General features: G+C 73.7%; 16 protein-coding genes and 1 pseudogene. 10 read left to right on the top strand and 7 right to left on the bottom strand.

What is annotated here, in order from left to right:
- Positions 1-29: 29 nt before the first annotated feature.
- Positions 30-1,004, top strand: a complete 975-nt coding sequence (locus ACIBM5_RS17775) for a ricin-type beta-trefoil lectin domain protein (protein ID WP_396007717.1) — start codon at positions 30-32, stop codon at positions 1,002-1,004.
- 230 nt (positions 1,005-1,234) lie between these two features.
- The gene (locus ACIBM5_RS17770; RefSeq protein ID WP_396007716.1) at positions 1,235-2,452 is read left to right on the top strand and encodes an aromatic acid exporter family protein; all 1,218 of its coding nucleotides are present in this window, start codon (positions 1,235-1,237) and stop codon (positions 2,450-2,452) included.
- Between the two features lie 200 nt (positions 2,453-2,652).
- On the opposite strand, the gene ACIBM5_RS17765 is transcribed toward ACIBM5_RS17770, so the two are convergent.
- Positions 2,653-3,450 carry an inositol monophosphatase family protein gene (locus tag ACIBM5_RS17765; RefSeq protein WP_396007715.1) on the bottom strand — a complete coding sequence of 266 codons (798 nt, stop codon included), beginning with the start codon at positions 3,448-3,450 and terminating at the stop codon, positions 2,653-2,655.
- A gap of 326 nt (positions 3,451-3,776) precedes the next feature.
- On the opposite strand from ACIBM5_RS17765, the gene ACIBM5_RS17760 reads away from it, so the two are divergent.
- Positions 3,777-4,145: a hypothetical protein gene (locus ACIBM5_RS17760; protein WP_396007714.1), complete on the top strand. Its 369-nt coding sequence runs from the start codon at positions 3,777-3,779 to the stop codon at positions 4,143-4,145.
- Between the two features lie 498 nt (positions 4,146-4,643).
- Positions 4,644-5,351 carry an ATP-binding protein gene (locus ACIBM5_RS17755; protein ID WP_396007713.1) on the top strand — a complete coding sequence of 236 codons (708 nt, stop codon included), beginning with the start codon at positions 4,644-4,646 and terminating at the stop codon, positions 5,349-5,351.
- A 23-nt stretch (positions 5,352-5,374) separates the two neighbouring features.
- Here the strand turns inward: ACIBM5_RS17755 and ACIBM5_RS17750 are convergent, their stop codons facing one another.
- Positions 5,375-6,628: a PP2C family protein-serine/threonine phosphatase gene (locus ACIBM5_RS17750; protein ID WP_396007712.1), complete on the bottom strand. Its 1,254-nt coding sequence runs from the start codon at positions 6,626-6,628 to the stop codon at positions 5,375-5,377.
- 338 nt (positions 6,629-6,966) lie between these two features.
- On the opposite strand from ACIBM5_RS17750, the gene ACIBM5_RS17745 reads away from it, so the two are divergent.
- From ACIBM5_RS17745 to ACIBM5_RS17735, 3 genes are all read left to right on the top strand, one after another.
- A complete protein-coding gene (locus tag ACIBM5_RS17745) occupies positions 6,967-7,095 on the top strand; it encodes an LPFR motif small protein (protein ID WP_391583283.1) in 129 nt (42 codons plus the stop codon).
- 101 nt (positions 7,096-7,196) lie between these two features.
- Positions 7,197-7,715: an SRPBCC family protein gene (locus tag ACIBM5_RS17740; protein WP_396007711.1), complete on the top strand. Its 519-nt coding sequence runs from the start codon at positions 7,197-7,199 to the stop codon at positions 7,713-7,715.
- Positions 7,699-9,330, top strand: a complete 1,632-nt coding sequence (locus tag ACIBM5_RS17735) for a phytoene desaturase family protein (protein ID WP_396007710.1) — start codon at positions 7,699-7,701, stop codon at positions 9,328-9,330. Before ACIBM5_RS17740 ends, ACIBM5_RS17735 begins: the two co-directional genes overlap by 17 nt.
- Positions 9,331-9,488: 158 nt before the next feature.
- Here ACIBM5_RS17735 and ACIBM5_RS17730 read toward each other — a convergent pair whose 3' ends face one another.
- From ACIBM5_RS17730 to ACIBM5_RS17715, 4 genes are read right to left on the bottom strand one after another with little or no spacing between them, the layout of a single operon-like run.
- Entirely contained in the window at positions 9,489-10,211 is a 723-nt protein-coding gene (locus ACIBM5_RS17730; protein ID WP_396007709.1) for a glycosyltransferase, read from the bottom strand.
- Positions 10,208-10,852 (bottom strand): methyltransferase, encoded by a 645-nt coding sequence (locus tag ACIBM5_RS17725; RefSeq protein WP_396007708.1) that lies wholly within the window; start codon positions 10,850-10,852, stop codon positions 10,208-10,210. Before ACIBM5_RS17725 ends, ACIBM5_RS17730 begins: the two co-directional genes overlap by 4 nt.
- On the bottom strand, positions 10,849-11,688 hold the full coding sequence (locus ACIBM5_RS17720; RefSeq protein ID WP_396007707.1) for a PIG-L deacetylase family protein: 840 nt from the start codon (positions 11,686-11,688) through the stop codon (positions 10,849-10,851). Before ACIBM5_RS17720 ends, ACIBM5_RS17725 begins: the two co-directional genes overlap by 4 nt.
- Positions 11,685-12,809 carry an acyl-CoA dehydrogenase gene (locus ACIBM5_RS17715; protein ID WP_396007706.1) on the bottom strand — a complete coding sequence of 375 codons (1,125 nt, stop codon included), beginning with the start codon at positions 12,807-12,809 and terminating at the stop codon, positions 11,685-11,687. The genes ACIBM5_RS17720 and ACIBM5_RS17715 overlap by 4 nt, the downstream gene beginning before the upstream one ends.
- Before the next feature lie 264 nt (positions 12,810-13,073).
- On the opposite strand from ACIBM5_RS17715, the pseudogene ACIBM5_RS17710 reads away from it, so the two are divergent.
- Positions 13,074-13,526: pseudogene (locus ACIBM5_RS17710) on the top strand (VOC family protein); the annotation flags it as partial.
- 52 nt (positions 13,527-13,578) lie between these two features.
- Here the strand turns inward: ACIBM5_RS17710 and ACIBM5_RS17705 are convergent.
- The gene (locus tag ACIBM5_RS17705; protein ID WP_396007705.1) at positions 13,579-14,655 is read right to left on the bottom strand and encodes a LuxR C-terminal-related transcriptional regulator; all 1,077 of its coding nucleotides are present in this window, start codon (positions 14,653-14,655) and stop codon (positions 13,579-13,581) included.
- A 308-nt stretch (positions 14,656-14,963) separates the two neighbouring features.
- On the opposite strand from ACIBM5_RS17705, the gene ACIBM5_RS17700 reads away from it, so the two are divergent.
- Both ACIBM5_RS17700 and ACIBM5_RS17695 read left to right on the top strand, forming a co-directional pair.
- Positions 14,964-16,415: an FAD/NAD(P)-binding protein gene (locus ACIBM5_RS17700; protein ID WP_396007704.1), complete on the top strand. Its 1,452-nt coding sequence runs from the start codon at positions 14,964-14,966 to the stop codon at positions 16,413-16,415.
- Between the two features lie 251 nt (positions 16,416-16,666).
- Positions 16,667-18,313: an ABC transporter substrate-binding protein gene (locus ACIBM5_RS17695; RefSeq protein WP_396007703.1), complete on the top strand. Its 1,647-nt coding sequence runs from the start codon at positions 16,667-16,669 to the stop codon at positions 18,311-18,313.
- Positions 18,314-18,381: the final 68 nt, after the last annotated feature.

Here is an 18,381-nt window from a genome sequence, read left to right as displayed (position 1 = left end):
TCATCTGTCGTGCCCATGGAGGAGAGCTCGTGTCCGAACCCAACGAAGCCGGCGCGCCCGTCGGTTCGTCCGCGCCGTCGTTGGCGCAGGCGTACGCCCGCCGTCCGGCCCGTCCCCGTCGCGGTCTCCTGCCGGGGCGTCGGGTGTGGGTGTCCCTCGGCTCGGCCGCGGGCATCGCCGCCGTCACGACGCTGGCCGTGGCCCTGACCCCGAGCGGGGCGAGCGGCGACCCGGCGGACGGCGACCGGGTGGTCGCCGCCGCGGGGGCGCCCGAGAACGCGAAGTCCGGCGGATCCGGAACGATCGGCTCGCCCGGGGCTCCCGGATCGCCCGGGGCCCCGGGAACACCCGGACCACCCGGATCACCCGGAGCGCCGGGATCCCCCGGCTTGCCCGGCGAGTCCGCCGCGTCGCCGACGGGCGCCGGGGCGCCACCCGCGGGCACTCCCGAGGCACCCGCCGCGGCCGGCCCCGAGGCGCCGAGCGCGGAGCGGCCCCCTGTGGCCGGGCCGCCCGCGACGAAACCGCAGGTGCCCCGGTCCGTCCCCCGTGGGCCGGTCGAGACCACGCCGGCGCAGCAGCCCAGGATCGCGGCACCCCCGCCCGCTCAGCCGCCGCGGCCGAACGTCCCGGGCAACCCCCTGCGGAACGGGTACACCGGCAAGTGCCTGAGCGGGTCCGCGGGTTCCGACGGCACACCGCTGATCCAGTGGTCGTGCAACGGCGACGTGAATCAGAAGTGGGACATCAGATCCGACGGCACGATCCGGACCAAGGGCCTGTGCATGGACGCGGCGTGGGGCTCCACCGCCAAGGGCACGGTCGTGCAACTCGCCTATTGCAGCGGAAACCCCGCCCAGCAATTCGCCCTCCGCGGCAACAACATCTACGCGAAGGCGTCCAACATGTGTGTCGACCTGTGGGACTTCAACACCCGCGACGGCGCGGCGATCCGCCTCCACCCCTGCCACTACGGCACGAATCAGGTGTGGACACGCGGCTGAGACCGACCGCCCGACCGTACCCGTCACCCGCCGCGCAGGCATCGCGCCACGGGTGACGGGTACGCCCGCGGCGCGTACCCGTGAACGCCGCCGCGGCCGCGCCCCACCTGCGGATCGACGGAGCGCCGGCGCACATACGCGCGACGCCGCGCGGGCATCCTTCGGGGAGGGCTGTGCGCCGCGCCGGAGGGCACGGGTGTCAACTCTCGGCCGCGGGACAGGCTCGGATCATGTCCGGTGTTTCTTGGGGTCGGCGCATATCCGGTGCGCCCACAGTGGTCGGGGCCGAGCTTCGCGGGATCGGGCGGTCGACCGCCCGAGCCTGGCGGGGCCCGGGGCGCGAGCGGGATCTGGTCGGGCAGTCGGCCAAGGCCGCGTTCGCGGCGGTGCTGAGTTGGGCGGTGGCCGGGTGGTGGCTGCGGGCCCCGATGGCCATCATGGCGCCCTGGGTGGCGATCGTACTCGTGCAGGCCACGGTGTACCGGTCGGTGGCCCAGGCCCTCCAGGTCCTGGTGTCGATGGCGTTCGGAACGCTGATCGCCGCCGTCGGTTGGGCGGCATGCGGCAGCACCATCGGGGCGATGGCGGCGGTATTGCCGATCACGATGTTGCTGGGCAACTGGCGGCGGTTCGGCGATCAGGGCATGTACAGCTCGACCAGCGCGCTGTTCGTGCTCTCCTACGGCCCGGTCACCGGCGCCACGATCGGCCACCGGCTCGGCGAGGCGCTGCTCGGCGCGACGATCGGGCTCGCGGTGAACTTCCTGGTGTGGCCGCCGGTACACCTGCGGGACAGCCGCCGTGCCGCACTCGACGTCGCGGACGAGATCGCCGAGATCCTGGCCGCGTCGGCCGCCGGACTGCGCGTGGAGTGGAACGCCGCGGCGGCGGACGAGCGGTATCGCCGGGCACTGCGGATCTCCCGCCGTTGGGAGGATCTGCGGGCGGCCACCGAACACGCGCGCGAAAGCGTGCGGATGAATCCGCGCAGGCATCACCACGGCCCGGTGCCCGAGATCGAACACGGCTTCGTGCCCACGCTGGAGAACCTGGTCGCCCGCACGATCGCGATCACCAGGACGATTCGCGACACCGCGCGGGAGGGCGGCGTGGACCTGACGCCGGACGGAAGGACGTTGGCGCCCTATGCCGACTTCCTGGATGCCCTGGCCCGCGCGGTGCGCGAATACGGCGGGGCCGTGGCCGCGACGGGAACGTCGGTGCCACCGGACGCGGCGGGCTCACCGGACACCCGACTGCGCCGCGCCGGACGCGAGTTGTCCCGGGCCGTCGAGATCCACACCGTCCTGACCGAGCGCCTGCCCGAGGCGGCGCGGTCGGGCCCGCTGACCACCGCACTGACGGGTTCCCTGCTCGCCGAGGCGGGCCGACTGCTGGGCGACCTCGACGCGGGCTCGGACACCGGCCGACATCCGGTCGTCGACTGAGCGGGCTCGTCGCGGACGACATGTCGGCAAGCCCCGGTCGATCGCAACGGTGGCCGGCACACCCGCGTGGGTCGGAGTTCGACGAGACCGGCCCGCGCGAGCGGCCCGCGACCCGGCCGTACCCGGCATGGCGATCGGGCGGCCCGCCACCGCGACGCCGTCCGTGCCCGACGGCCGCCCGACCGGCGTGCGTACGCGTTTCAGCCTCGGCGGTGGATCATCGACATCAGCAGCCCGTGGGTTTCGGCGTCGGCGGCCACGACCAGTCCGCGACCCGCCTCGCCGATCGGGGCGCCGTCGATCCCGGTGACCACACAACCGGCCGCCCGGCACAGCGCGATCCCGGCGGCGAAGTGCACACTCCCCGACAGGTCGCCGCCGTCGGTGACGTACGCGGCGCGCTTGCCGGCCGCGACCCAGGCCACCGCCAGCGTCGAGGACACCACCCGCGGCCGGAACCGCTCGACGAACCCGGGATGGGCCGGCAGGTCCACGGCTCGAAAGCCCGGTGCGTTCGGGAACGGCGGATCCAGGTTGACATCCACCAACCGCGAGGCGGACGAGGGCACCAACTGCGTGTCCGCGCCCTCGCGTCGCACCCACGCGCTCGCGCCGTCGGTGTGGAAGATCTCGCCGCCGAACGGGTCGGCCACCGCAGCCGCGCCCTCGCGCAGCGCCACGTTGACGGCGACCACCATGGTGCCGACGGCGTAGTTCAACGTCCCGCACAGGGGATCCACCAGCCAGCGGCGCGCGGCCTCGGCGGTGCCCCGTTGCCCGCCCTCCTCACCGAGCACCGCGTCGTCGGGTCGCGCCGCGCCGATCACGCCGAGAATCGTCTTCTCCGCCTCGACATCGGCGGCGGTGGCGAAGTCCCCTCCGCCCTTGTCGATCCGGGCCAGTCGCCGCCCGTACAGGTCACGCACCACGTCCGCGCCGGCACTCGCCGCGGCTATCGCAACTTCGGCATCGGACAGGCCCGCAGATGAGTTGATCATGCTCCGCACCCTACCGGCGGCCCCGGTGGCACCCGGTGACGCGACATGCCGCGCAACGCGAGGATCGTTCGCCCCGAACGCTCCGACGACCGCTCCCCGCTGCCACGGGACGACCGGCACCACCCAACCGCGCTCCGCCGCAGGGCGGTTCCGGCTCCGACCCGGCCCCGACTCGATCGCCTCCGAATCGCGCAGAACGGCGGATCGGGCCCCGGGCCGGCCCCGATCCGGCTCCTGCTTCCGCAAACCGGTGGGAGGGTAGGACTCGAACACCCCGCGGTCGGGCCCGGCCCCGGACCGACACCGACCCGGAGAAGGACCCACCGATGCCCACCACCCGACACGAGGAACTGCGCGCTGCGGTCACAGCCGCCCGCCGGGCACTCGCCGCCCATCCCGACGCCGCGACCTCACCGGCTCTGGCCGACCTGATCGCCGCCGCCGAACCCTTCGCCAACTTCGCTCCCGCCGTTCCACCCCCCAAAAGACGTGCGAGCGCGGATCCGGGGCGGCGTTCGGAACGGTCGGGCACCGACGACGACACCGGCTCCGACGACGCGGACGTGGTGATACCAGACACGCTCGACGACGAAGCCCGCGGTCCGGCTCCCCACCCGCGACGGGTGCAGCCGTGCGGCGACGGTCCGCCCGGAGTCCACGCCGCCGTCGCCGGCCCACCATCGTCCATGCCGTAGCGCCCCGCCCGGCCGCCCACCCGGCCGCCACAGCCGCGCCTCGACCGGGCCGTCCGGGTCGCCGGCAACCACCACGAACCCGGGGGTCCGAGGCCCGGCACCCGAGCGCGCGGGCGCCTCCTCCCCCTCGGTTGGGAGGAGACGCCCACCACACGCAGTCCCCCGGAGCCCCCATCGGGGGAGGAACCACGCACGCCCCATCCCTGCCCCGGCGACGACGCCGCGCACGCGCCCGAACGGGTGAACCGGGCCGGCCGCCGCACCGCCGCGACCGACGGGTGCGGAACAGTCGAATGGGTGACGCTTGAGGCGCCCGTCGGGGGGCAGGTGTGCGGGCACGACGGTGCCGGCTGCGACAGGATTGCCGGCGCCGCACCAGCGGGCTCGTCACGACCGCGCGGAGGAGTCGTGGCTGCTCGCCGGCTCGGATCGCGCACACGTGGGCCGTCCGGACGAGAATCCGGCCGAGGAATCCGTTTCCTGGCGGTCCGCGCGCCGATGTCGAGCCGAAGTACCGTCCGCCGTCCGCCCTCGTGCCCCTTGAGGAGGGTCATGTTTCGACTTCGTCGTCCCCTCGTCCGGTGGCGCGTGCCACGACGGACCGGTGCTTCCGGGCGGGCCCGGAAGGCGGTGCGGAGCACGCTCGCCGACTGGGGCTGGGACGAGGATCGGGTCGCGCCGGCCGTCCTGGTCCTGTCCGAACTGTTGACCAACGCACAGCTGTACACCGAGGGGGATGTGGCCCTGGCCCTGCGTCGGACCCGGCGCGGGGCGCGGTTGTCCGTCACCGACACCGATCCCCGGATGCCGACCCGGCGCGACACCGGCCCCGAACACGAGGGCGGTTTCGGGCTGCACATCCTCGACACGATCACCACCGACTGGGGCGTCCGGACCCACCGGGGCGGAAAGACCGTCTGGGCCGACATCGACGCCGCCGCCGTTGCGCACCGCCCGAGGCGGTCGAGCGCCGGAGCGAGGACCTCCTCGATCCGGCGGTCGCTCGTGTCGCGGTTGCGCGAGGGGTCGCTCGCGACCCGTCGTCGGGCCCGAGCGGGCCTACCGGTGGCGGAGGTGTGGCGACGGGCCGGCGCGATCGGTTCGACCGCGCGCGCCGTCGTGTCCTCCCTGGTGCGGCTCCCGCGCCGACGTGGGTCGGGCCTGATGCTCGTGCACCTCCTCGCCACGGCCCGACCCGCGGCCTGAGCGAGCGGCCCCACCCGGCCCGGTCAGCCGGGCCCCGGACGGACGGCGCCGTGCCATTGCAGGAGCAGGATGGTGGCGTCGTCCTGGAGCCGGTCGAGGTGGTATTCGCGGATCGCCCGGATCAGTCGGCGCAGGGTCTCGGGCGCGGGGAGGCCATCGGCTATGTGCCGGATCACGAAGTCCACGAACCGGTCCAGTCCGAAGACCTCGCCTTCCGGGTTGCGGGCCTCGGTGACCCCGTCGGTGTAGAGCAGGAGCCAGTCGCCGGGTTCGAGTTGCTCCTCGTACAGCTCGACGGGCAGGCCCATGGCCGTGCCCATCGGGTGCGCCGGCGGGCGTTGCAGGGTGGCGACCCACTGGCCGTTGCGGACCAGGACCGGCGGGTGGTGGCCGCGGTTGACCCAGGTCAACAGGCCGCTGAGCAGGTCGAGCCGGCCGATGATCGCGGTGGCGTAGCGACTGCGGCCGAACTGTTCCAGGAGGGCGGTCTCGATCGCCTCGCTCGTCTCCACCAGGCCCACCCCGTGGCGGCGGCTGCTGCGGCAGCCGGCCAGGGCGAGGGCGACGGTGAGGCCGGCGGAGGTGTCGTGGCCCATCGCGTCGAAGACGGCCAGGTGCGCGGTGTCGCCGTCGACCGCGTACTCGTACGCGTCGCCGCCCATCTCGTACGCGGGCTCCAGGGCCGCGCTGACGGTGGCCTGGTCGCCGGCGAAGGAGCCGGGCGGCATCAGGGTCCACTGCATCTCGGCGGCGAGCCCCATCGGGCGGGTGCGTACCAGGCGCTCGTAGGAGTCGCTGTACGCGCGTTTGCTGACCAAGAGCAGACCCACCAGGAGAGCGAGGTCGAGCGCCCGGTCCAGGACGGCGTCGTCGACCTCGTCCGTCTCCAGGCCCAGCACGCCCAGGCGTTCGGCCCCGTCCGTCAGCGGAAGCCACAGCCGCCTCGTCCGCGTCTCCTCGGGCGCACCCTGGTCCGCGCCGGCCGGGGCCTCCACGGGTTCGGCGCTCTGGAAGGCCCGGCCGGCCAGGGTGGCGTCCACGCGCAGTTCGGCCTCGGGCGCCTCGGGGGCTCGGTCCGTCACCGCCTCGTTCGTACCGCGGCCAGGAACCAGACGCAGCAGTTGCTGCTGCACGTCCACGAGGTAGATCAGCGGACGCGACAGCCCCAGCGGTCGGGCGTGTGCGGCGATCAGCCTCGGAAGATCCTCTATGACGGCATGACGACTGGCCCGGAGCAGCCCGCCCGCCGTGGCCACATCGTTGGGAAGGGGCTTCACCGGCGTCCTGTCCTGATTCGGGGCCCGATGCCGGCTGTCGATCACGACATCGCTCGGCTGCTGCCGGTCGGGCAGCATCCGAAAGTAACAGAGCCGGCCTCGCACTGCCCGCAGCACCGGCCCACGACGGCCCTCGAACCCTGCGCGGTTCCCGTCGACACCGGTCGGCATCCACCCGAACCACCCGCAAGCGCCTGCATGTGACCGAGGGGTGTGAGTGCGCTCCGGCCGCGGAATCGGGCCGGTTTTCTCGATCCTCCATCGGGCAGACGCACCGTACGGGGCAGTGCCCGGCGGTCGTCGAATGTCCGCCGGCAGACAGGTCGGAGGTACCACCGATGTTCAAGGCCATAGCGGATGTCCTGCGGTCCGTGGGCGGTGCCATCGCCACGGTGGTGACCCTCCCCTTCCGGGCCGTCGCCCGACTCTTCGGCGGCGCATCGGACAGCGCCCACGGCCGCCACTGACCCGCCCGCCCGCCCCGCCTCCGTCCTGCGGAGGGCGGAGGGGCCCCATGGACCACGAACGGGTCCGCGTATGGGTGCCCGGGACCGGGTAGTCGCCGCGCATGGCGCGACGACAGCAGTTGATCAACGCGGATCCCGCACGAGTATGGGACGTACTCGCGGATGCCAGACGCTATGCCGAGTGGGTCGTGGGCACCCGAAGCATCGAGCGAGCCGACGAGGCATGGCCCCGCCAGGGGGCCCGCCTGGAGTACACGATCGGTTTCGGGCCGATCACGTTCCGGGACGAATGCGTCGTTCGGCTCTGTGTCCCGGGCAGCCGCCTGGAACTGGAGGCCGTGGCGTCGCCGCTGGGAACGGCTCGCATCGGCATCGAGCTGCTCCCGTGGGACACCGACACCCTGGTCCTGGTGGACGAGCATCCGCTGCGCGGGCCGGCCGCCCGTCTCCACGGGCCGCCGGGCGAGGTCCTTCTGCACCTGCGCAACCGAAGGATGCTGCACAACCTCGCCCGGGTCGCGGAGGAATCCCCGGACGAGGAAGCCGCGGAATCCGAGCGCGGGAGTCGACGCTCGACACCGGCTGCGGACTCGAAGGAGACCGATGACCGACGACGCTGACGCCGTGGTCGTCGGGGCCGGTCCGAACGGGCTCGTGGCCGCCAACATCCTCGCGGACCAGGGGTGGCGGGTCGAGGTACTGGAGGCCCGGGAGGTGCCCGGCGGCGCGGTGCGCAGCGACCGCGGGGTGCATCCGGACTTCGTGAACGACCTGTTCAGCTCCTTCCATCCGCTCGCCGCGGCCTCCCCGGCGATCGCGGCACTGAACCTGCACGAGTACGGACTCCGGTGGTCCCGTGCCCCGTCGGTGCTCGCCCACCCGCTCGCGGACGGCCGGTGCGCCACGCTGCGTCGCGGCGTCGATGCCACGGCCGCGGGGCTGGCGGCGGATTTCGGCGCCGACGACGCGAGCGGGTGGCGCCGGTTGTCGGCGCTGTGGGACCGGTTGGACCCGCATGTGGTGAACTCGCTCCTCTCTCCCTTCCCGCCGATTCGATCGGGCGCCACCCTCGCCATGCGACTGGGCCTGGCGGACGGTCTGCGCTTCGCACGGATGATGGCGCTGCCCGTGCGCAGGTTGGGCGAGGAGGAATTCTCCGACGTCGGCGCCACGATGTTGTTGGCCGGGTGCGCCCTGCACGCGGACCTGTTGCCGGACGCGGTGCCGAGCGGGGCATTCGGCTGGCTCCTGGCCATGCTCGGCCAGCAGTACGGCTGGCCTGCCCCGATGGGTGGCGCCGGCGCGCTGACCGACGCGCTCGTCCTACGTCTCACCTCCAAGGGCGGCATCGTGCGCTGCGGCTCGCGGGTGACGTCGGTCGTCGTACGGGGCGGTACGGCACTGGGCGTACGCACCGCGGACGGCGAGGCGGTGCGGGCCCGCAGAGCGGTACTGGCCGACGTGCCCGCGCCGACGCTGTACGGCGGCCTCGTCTCCTGGGACGACCTGCCGACCCGGTTGCGCGAGGACCTGCGCCGATTCGCCTGGGACCTGGGGACGTTCAAGGTCGACTGGGCCCTGAACGGGCCGATCCCGTGGACCGCGCCCGAGGCGGCCGACGCCGGGACCGTGCATGTCGCCGCAGATCTCGCCGAACTCTCCGACTACGCCGTGCAGGTCGGCTCGGGCAGGCTGCCCGCCCACGCGTTCCTGCTCCTGGGGCAGATGACCACGACGGACCCCACGCGTTCCCCCGCCGGGACGGAATCCGCATGGGCGTACACGCACGTGCCCCGGCACGTCACCGAGGACCTCGGCGGCACCCTCACCGGACGCTGGGACTCCGCCGAGGCGGAGGCCTACGCGGACCGGGTCGAAGCACGCGTCGAATCCTTCGCCCCGGGGTTTCGCTCACGGATCACCGCGCGCCGGATCCTGTCCCCGCTCGCTCTGGAGGCAGCGAACGAGAACCTGGTCGGCGGCGCCCTCAACGGCGGAACCGCCGCGCTTCACCAGCAGTTGGTCTTCCGCCCCGTCCCCGGCCTCGGCCGTTCGGAGACGCCGGTCCGCCGGCTGTACCTGGCCTCCGCCTCCGCTCACCCCGGCGGCGGTGTGCACGGGGCCTGCGGCGCGAATGCCGCCCGCGCCGCCCTGCGCACCGACCGTCTCGCGCTCACCCACACCATCCGCCGCCGCCCGGCGACACGCCACGGCTCCCCCGCACAGGACCGTTGAGCCCACCGAGGGCGCGCCGAGACGACCACCGGGCGAACGGGTTCACCTACGCCTCGATCCGCGCGGACTCGCTTCGGTGCGTCCTCGGTGCGGGCGCGGCGATCGCGCGGGCAGGCGGGTCGGGCCGGGCCGCGGTGCTCGCGCGTGGGGCGCCGGGCTCAGCCGCCGATGGCGTCGGCCTGCCGGCGCAGGTCGTGGCCGAAGCCCGCGGGCGCCCGGTAGTCCAGGCGGGACGACGTCAGCACCCGCAACGCCGCGGTGCGCAAGACCCGGCGGCCGGAAGCCTCCAGGGCTTCCACCAGGGCCCGGTCCTCGCCCACCGCCAGCGGGGCGAAGCCGCCGACCTCCAGGTACGCGCCGGCGGAACAGCCGAGGTTGGCGCCGTGCACGTGCGGCGAGTTACCGCTCCAGGAGTCGTACCGAGTCGCGAACGCGGCGGCGCTGCCCGGTGGATGACCGCTCCAGTCGATCACCGAAACGGTCCCGGCCACCGCGTCCCAGCCCCGGGCGGCCCAGGAGACCTGCCGGGTCAGCCAGTTCGGCGGCACTCGGCTGTCCGCGTCGGTGCTCACCAGCCACAGGTCCTCGGGGTCGCCGCGATCCTCCGCCAACACGGCGGCGAATCCCGCCGCTCGGGCCGCACCCGCGGCGCCCGCGCGTGATTCGACCACCCGGGCGCCGAAGGCCTGCGCGATCTCGGTGGTGCGGTCGCGACAACGATCGGCGGTGACCACGACGGTCGTGGCCACCCCCCGGGCCGCCAGGCGTGCCCGGGCCACGTCCAACGCGGCCAGGCAGCCCGGCAGTTCGGCCTCCTCGTCGCGCGCCGGTACGACCACCGCCACCGCACGCACCGGTCGGCCCGCCCGACGGGGGCTCAACGCAGCCCCTCACGGGCCGCGGGCGACACCTCCGCAGCGGGCGCGTCCGCCCGGACGAGCACGTCCAACAGGAAGTCGGGCTCGCGGTGTTCGACGATCCGGACCAGGCCGGGCAACGCGCACACGGCGGCGTGTACCCGTTCGGCGGGCAGTACGTGCTCGTCGGCGGGCGGTCGCCAGTGCACCGCGACCAGCGTGCCGCCGGGCGCGAGTGTGGCTCGGGCCCGGTGCAGCACGTCCGCGACGCCGGCCGGGTCGAAGTAGTAGAGGAACTCGGAGAGCACGACGAGGTCGAAGGGGACCGCGTCCGGTGCGTCGGCGGGGGTCGGCCACTGCTGCGGCAGGGTCCGCCGCTCGACGGTGACGCCGGGCAGGCCCCGGGTTCGCGCCCGCGCCTGCTCCACCGCGACCGACGCCAGGTCGCAGGCCAGCAGCCGGTCGCAGCGCGGGGCCAGCGCGGCGGTCAACACCCCCACCGAGCAGGCCGGTTCGAACGCGCTGCGGTAGCGCTCCCGGGGCAGGGCGGCCAGCGTGAGCGCGTACTTGCGCCGATCGTAGGCGCGTTCGGCCAACTGCCAGGGGTCCGGGGAGTGTGCGTAGAGGTCCTCGAACCGGTGGTGCGGGGGCGGTATGCGGCTCACCGGAACAACACCTCGAAGGACCTTTCGAAGTGGGCGAGTTCCTCCGGCGGCAGGATCACCCGGTCGTCCAGCCCCGGATGCAGCGGTGCGATCTGCGTCTCGAAACACCCGATCGCGCGCTGCTTGCGGCGGACCCGTTCGGGGTTCAGGTCGATGCGGACCGCCCGCTCCCACGGCACCCGAGGGTCGGCGGGCTCGGCCCAGTGCCACATCCACACGGGATACTCGACCAGCCGGACGCCGGCCGCCGCGCACGCTCCGGCCGCGATGCGACCGGCCGCCTCGTGGTCGGCGTGCAGGTCGCCGGACCACGGCGCGGCACACAGTGCGTACCCGGCCAGCAACTCGGCCAGGGCCGGGATCGTGGCCGCCTCGTGTGCGGCGACGGCGGTGTCGGGCAGACCCAGGCGCACGATCTCGGCGGCCGGCCCGCCCGGCGACAACACGGCGAGGGCCCGCCTGCTCTCCTCGATCCGGCGGGCCACCAGGTCGGCCGGCGGGATCGGGCCGTTCGGATGCGAGGCGTCGCCGTCGGTGAGCACGACGACCCGGACCCGCTCGCCGGCGTCCAGAACACTCGCCAGCAGCCCGCCCGCGCCCAGGATCTCGTCGTCGGGATGGGCCGCGACCACCACGAGTCCGCCGACCACCCGGGGGGTGACCCGGGGCAGGCGGTCCAGTCCGCGCCACCGGGCCCACGCGGGCTCGGGCGTGCCGGGCGCCTGGATCGCGTTCTCGTGCTCCGGTGCCGCGTCGGTGATGTGCTCGGTGATGGGCACAGTGGTGGGCTCGGTCATGGGCGCGGTGATCGGCTCGGTCATGGGCTCGGTCGTCATCGGGTGGCCGCCTTCGTTCGTTCCGTCCCGGTTCCCCCGGTCTCGGTTCGCTCGGTCTCGGTTCCCCCGGTCGCGGTTCCTCCGGTCTCGGTTCCCCCGGTCTCGGTTCCCCCGGTCTCGGTTCGCTCGCGTTCCGGCGGTGCGGCGGCGAGGGCGCCGAGTCGGGCCAGGTCGCGCTCCGCGTGGTGCTGCCGGATGTAGACGGTGAGGTCGGCGACCGCGCGGGCGTGCCCGGCGTCGTGGCACAGCGGTTCCGCACCCAGGGCGCGCCCGACGTGTTCCAGGACGTCGGCGCAGGTGCGCTCCACCAGCGCGCGTACCCGCAGCGCACGAACCTCGGCGGTGCCGGTCCGGTCCGCCGGATCCGCGTCGATCTCCGTCGCGGCGGTGCGCAGCGCCTGCGCCGCGGTGTGCAGTGCGAGGTCGACCGTGCCCAGGTGGGCCAGGCCGTGCGCGTCCAGGCGCCCGGCGCGGGCGGCGGCGGTCAGCGGGCGGGCCACCGCGCGGGCGCCGCCGAACCAGCAGGCCGCGACGCCGGCTCCGCCGTGGTGGAACCCGGGTCGGTCCAGGTAGGCGCCCACCGAGCCGAGCGGCTGGCCCGGCACTCCGTCGAGCTCGACGTCGAGGGTCTGGCTGGCCGCCATGCCCACCGCCGGCCAGGAGTCGGGCCGGGGCCGGTAGCCGACGTGGTCGAGGTCGATCCGGAACAGCCGGGAGCCGTCCGCGGTGTCGGCGGTGACCAGGGCGTGCGTACACATCAGCGCGCCGGAGCAGTAGCGCCGGACGCCGTCGAGTATCCAGGTCCCGTCCCGCCGCGTTGCGGTCAGCCGACTGCCCGGCGGCTCGGCCGCCCAGACGCCCCAGCGCGACCCGGGCGGCACGCGCGCGACGCCCGGGTCGACCTCGGCGATGATGGCGAGCGCGTCGGCGTGCCCTTCCGCCAGTCGGCCGAGCGCGAGATCCTGCTCGGCGAGCGCGGCCAGGGTCCGCCACCGCGCGCCGGTGGCACCGGCACCGGGTAGCGCGAGGTTCCGTCCGGGGCCGGTCGCGAACCGGGCGAACCGGCTCTCCACCAGTGCCGTGTGCCCGTCCGGGGCACCGTCGATCGCTCCTGCCCCCATGCGTGCCGCCGGTGCGTCGGGTGTCCCTTGGGTTCTCATTCACCTCGGCTACCCCTGGCCTCGCGGCCTCATGCCGGCCCGCCCGGTGGTTCCGGGAGGCCGGCGGCGCTACCGATCGGCACCGGCGGATCCGTGGCCCGGGGCTCCCCACCCGCACGTCCGGGCACGGAACCGGGCACGGGCGGGTGCGACGGAAGTGGGCTCTTCGGCCGGCGATGATCACGTCGAACACGAGGGCGCGCGATCGGCGCGATCGGCGCGGGAGGCTGGCGGCCGGAGTGCGGGAACGTCGCGTCGAATACTCGGCTGCGGGACCCCGAAGGCAACGAGTTCTGCGTCATCGCGCCGGGCAACGAATTCCTCGCCGACTGCGGGTTCATCGGAGCGCTGGCCTGCGACGGTTCGCAGGAGGTCGGGTACTTCTGGAGCGAGGCACTGGGCCGGCCGTTGGTCTGGGATCAGGACCAGGAGACCGCGATTCGCTCGCCACACGGTGGTCCGAAGATCACGTGGGGTGGTCCGCCGCTGATGCCGAGAACGGGCAGGGACCGGCTGCGCTTCGACCTCGCTCCACCCGTCGACGGTGATCGACGGGCGGAGGTCGACCGTCTGCTCTCGCTCGGGGCCACTCGAATCGACACCGGCCCGGACGAGGGCGACCGGGTGGCAATGGCCGACCCCGACGGCAACGAGTTCCACGTGACGACGCCTCGCTAGCGCGGCCGGGCCCGGGCAGGCGTGGTCGACCGGGGCGCCGGAGTCGCCTCGGCTACGTCCGGGCCGGCCAGTGGTGGTCCGTGAACAGCCGGGCCACCAGTGCGCCCCGGCTGGATACCTCGGCCTTGGTGAAGATCGTCTTGAGGTGGTCGCGGACCGTGTGCGGCGAGATGAACAGTGCCGTGGCAATCTCGGCGGTGGTCAGCCCGCGTGCGGTGAGCTGGGTGATCTGGACTTCCCGTGAGGTCAGGCCGTACGCCTCGGCGACCAGCACCGCCAGGTCGGCGGGCGTCGCGGGCTCGATGACCAGGGCCACCGGGCCGGGCCTGCCGCCGGGTCCGGTGAGGCACGAGGCGTGGCAGCTGAGCCAACGGCCCTCGGTGGTCCGGATGCGCACCCGGGCGCTGCCGCGATCCCGGCCGTCGGCGATGGCGCGGGCCTGGAGTGCCGTGCCGATCACCCAGATCGGCAGCGTCAGCCCCAGCGGCGTGCCGAACGACGGCCCCTCCGGCAGCCGCGCGAGGTGGTGCCGTGCCTCGTCGTTGGCCGACATGGCTTCGCCGGATTCGTCGAAGAGGATCAGGCCGGGCGCCGGGGAGTCCGTGCCGCGCGCGGACGTGAACGGCCGGGCGAGCGTGCGCAGCCGCCCGGCCAGCGGACGGGACAGGTCGGCGAGCAACGCGGTCTCCTGCGGGCGGAACGCCTCGGTGGTGCGGAACAGGCTCACCAGGCCCCACGGCCGGTCGCCGATCCGAAGCACCGCGCGCAGCTCGTCGTGCACGCCCTGGGACAGCAGCAGGCGCCGGAACCGGGCGCTGCGGGCGGGCAGATCGCCGGTGGCCGCGCGCAACCCGGCCGCCGGTACGGGGGCACGGGCCAGCTCGCGGAACGGCAACACGTTCTCCTCCAGCAGTTCGCTTTGCCAGTAGGCCGCGCAGCCCTCCCCGGAGCCCAGGTTCTGCACCAGCATCGGTGCGGTGATCAGGCCGGTCTCCGGGTCGGCGGCAGTCCACACGGCCGACTGGAACGGCACCAGCCGCCGCAGCCGGGCCGAGACGCGGCCGAACAACTCCATTGCGTCGGCGGCCTGTTCGGCGGCGGCCAGCACGGGTGCATGTCGATCGTTCATGCCCGCCCCCGCCACCGATCGGCCCGCCACTCGCCCGCCCCGGTCCCGGGCACCTGCCGCTCCCTCGTCCAGCCCCCGATGCCGCACACCTTCAGGTCCCCCGATCCCGTCCCGACGCCGCACACCTTCCGGCTCCGGCCTGCCCCGCTCCCCGCACCTTCCGGTCCCCCAGCCTGTCCTGTGGCCCCACGGCACGGTACCCCTCGATCGAGGGGGTCGTTCCGGACCGATCTCCCGGAAGCGGGGGATGGGACGCCACGGCAAGGAGGGACAGGGTCGGTGGCATACGACCACCGGAGAGGCACATCATGGATATCGCGATCGTCGGGGGAGGCGCGGCAGCCGTCGGCCTGTTGGACGCGCTGGCCGGCACCGAGGGCGACGCCGCAGGGGGCGGGACCGGCACCATCACGGTCTTCGAGCCGTCGCCGCACCTGTGGCGGGGGCGACCGTACGGACCGGACCTGGACGCGGTGTTGGTCAACACGCCGCCGGCCCTCATGTCGGTCCGGGGCGGCGACTTCGGCCACTTCGCGGCCTGGCTGGGCGAACGCGGTGCCGAGCACATGGACCCGCTTCTCGGCCAACCGCTGGTCCCGCGCGCACTCTACGGCGAGTACCTGGTCCACACCGCGGAGAAGGCCGTGGCGGCGCTGGGCGAACAGGGCCGGCCCGTGCGCGTCGTGGCCGCGCGGGTGACGGACATCGCCGTCCGCTCCGGCCCGCGCCCGGTCCTGCGTACGGACGACGGGCAGGAGTATCCGGCCGACCGCGTGGCGCTGTGCGTGGGTGGGGGAACTTCCCCGGACCCGTACGGACTTGCCGGGCACGCCGGCTTCACGGCGGATCCCTATCCGCTCGCCGGCACGCTCGACCGCATTGCCGCCGGCGACGATGTGGCGGTCGTCGGCAGCGGCCTGACCGCCGTCGACGTCGTCGTGGCCCTCGCCGCGCACGGGTATCCGGGGCGGATCACGCTCCTGTCGCGCAGCGGGGTGCTCCCGTACGTGTGGCAGCGCCCGAACGGCCGACGCCCGAACCACGTGACCGTCGAGCGGGTGGCAGCGTTGCATCGCGCCCGGGGACAGCTCGCGCTCGACGACCTGGTCGGCCTGCTGCGCATGGAACTGGCGGACACGGGCGAGAACTTCGACGATCTCGCGGCCCAACTCCGCGATACCCGCACCGACGATCCGGTGCAACGGCTCCGGCGCCAACTCGCCGCAGTCGACGACCCGCGGGTGGGCCGTCGGGTGGTGCAGGAGACGGCGCACAGCGTCGGCCCGTACGCATGGCACCTGTTGCGTGAATCCGACCGCGCCTGGCTGCGGCGCCACCTCCGCACGGTCACGAGCGTCGCTTCGCCGATGGTCCCGGTGAACGCGTCCGTGCTGATGCGGCTCCTGGACTCCGGTCAGCTCGCCGTCTCTTCCGGCATCGAGGCGATCGAGCCGGTGAACGGGCGGTTCCGGGTGCACACTGCCGAGGGCCGACACACCGCGCACGTCGTCGTCAACGCGGTGAACGCGTCCGCGGAGGCGATCCCGGACGCCGCCCGACCCCTGGTGCGATCACTGACGGCCAACGGTCTGGCCACCCTCCACCCCTCCGGCGGCCTGCTCCCCGCCGACCCGCGCGTGCACGTGGTCGGCGACCTGTCCGGCGGCTCGTTCATCACATCGAGCATCGCAGGTGTGGCCACACAGGCGACCCGCACCGCGGCAGCCCTGCGAACCCCCGGACCGTCGACCGCAGGCTGAGCCACTCTTGCTCACCGCCGCCGCCACCGCCGCGCGGGCGCGAAGGCTGTCCGGACGGGCCGTCGGGCAGCCGGGGGAAGGGCTCGGAGGCGGATCGGGGCGGGTGAGGGGTTGACGGCCGTGTTCATCGGGTGGAAGCCTACGTGATGAAACAACGTTATATGACGTTCGTTTATTACGGCGTCGTGCCGCCGCTCCGGGCCCGGCGGAGCGCGTGCCGGCAACCCTCTTCATCGCAAGGAGCTTCGGCCATGGCTGCAAGAAGACAGGCGCTCGCCCTGCTGGTGAGTGCCTCGCTGGCCGCCGGCACGGCCTGTTCGGCGGGGTCCGGCAGCGGCGCGAAGCCGTCGTCCGGTGCCTCGTTGAGCAGCACCACGCCGCCCGGCGCCGGTGCCCTCGACCGCGTGACCTGGGCGCTGCCGATGGGCGAGCCGACCACCCTGGATCCCGCGAAGGTCGGTGACTACTCGCCGCAGACGGTGGTCGCGAACCTCTGCGACACGCTGCTGCGGATGGCCCCGGACTTCTCCATCGGCCCCGGTCTGGCCGAGAAGGCCACCTGGGCGGACGAACACAACCTCGTGCTCGACCTGCGACCGGGGGTGACGTTCTGGGACGGCACGCCGCTCACCCCCCGGGACGTCGTGTACAGCCTTCGACGCCAGACCGACCCGAAGACGCAGGGCATCTACGGGAGCGCCCTCGCCCAGGTCACCGCCATCGAGGCGACCGGCCCGCACCAGGTCACGCTGCGCACCAAGGCTCATGACGAGGGCCTGTTCAAGGCCCTGGTGACCCCCTTCGGCGCGGTCGTCCAGGAGACCTTCGCCGCGAAGGCCGGCGCCGGCTACGGCACCCCCACCGGCGGCGTCATGTGCTCCGGCCCGTTCAGGCTCGCGTCCTGGAAGTCCGGCGACAACATCACGATCACGCGCAACGACGCCTACTGGGACACGCGGCTCAGGCCCAAGGCCGCCCAGGTCGTCTTCCGTTTCGTGACGAACGGCAACACGTTGACCGGCGCCCTCCTGTCCGGCGAGATCGACGGGGTGTACGAACTCCCGCCCGGCAGCGCCGCGGCACTCGCCAAGGCGAACAACGGAAGCATCCACCTCGGTCCCGCGACGCAGAACGTGATGCTGGTCCCCGGCAATCCACGGACGCCCGCAGCCGACCGTCGCCTGCTGGACGCGCTGTCCCTGACCGTCGACCGCAACGCGCTGATCAAGAACGCCTTCGGCGGCGACGCCACACTGCTCAAGTCCCTCACCCCGCCGCCGACCTGGGCGGGCGACCCGGCCGCGGCGCAGTTGAACGCCGCGTACGATGCCCTACCGGCGATCGCCGGGCCGGACCTCGACCGTGCCCGGCAACTCGTCGCCGAGGTCGGCGCGCCGAAGCGCCCGCTGGTGACCGCGATACCCGCGGGTGACCAGCGGGACCTCCAGATCGTCACCTTCCTCCAGGCCGCGGCGAAGAAGATCGGCGTCGACATCGAGATCCGGCAGTTGCAGCCGACCGAAATGTCCTCGCTGTTCTACGATCCGTCGATCCGCGACGGCCTCGACCTCGTCGTCACCTTCGGTTACGTCGCGGCCCCCGACGCCCCCTCCTACGTCGCCGACATGGTCAATGAGGGTGCCCTGTTCAACTGGACCGACTACCGCAACCCGGAGGCGACCCACCTCCTCGACCAGGCCCGCACCGCCGCCGACCCCTCGGCCGCCGCCGGGGCGTTCGCCCGGGCACAGGCCGCCTACACCCCGACCCTGCCGGTGATCTACCTCGTCGCCCCGCACCAGCGCATGTTCATGAACAAGCGCATCAGCGGCGCGCCCGCGTCGTTCGCGTACATGAACATGCCGTGGGCGGCGTACCTCGGCGGCACCGCGTCATGACCCCATCCATCCCCGCACCCCTGGACGCGCACACGATGACGAACTTCGCAGACTCCGCCGAGCCCGCC

The sequence above is a fragment of the Embleya sp. NPDC050493 genome, from assembly GCF_044458105.1.
In the GTDB taxonomy this organism is placed as follows: Bacteria; Actinomycetota; Actinomycetes; order Streptomycetales; family Streptomycetaceae; genus Embleya.
Note: the sequence above shows the minus strand (reverse complement) of the source record. Positions and strands in the feature narration are given on the sequence as shown.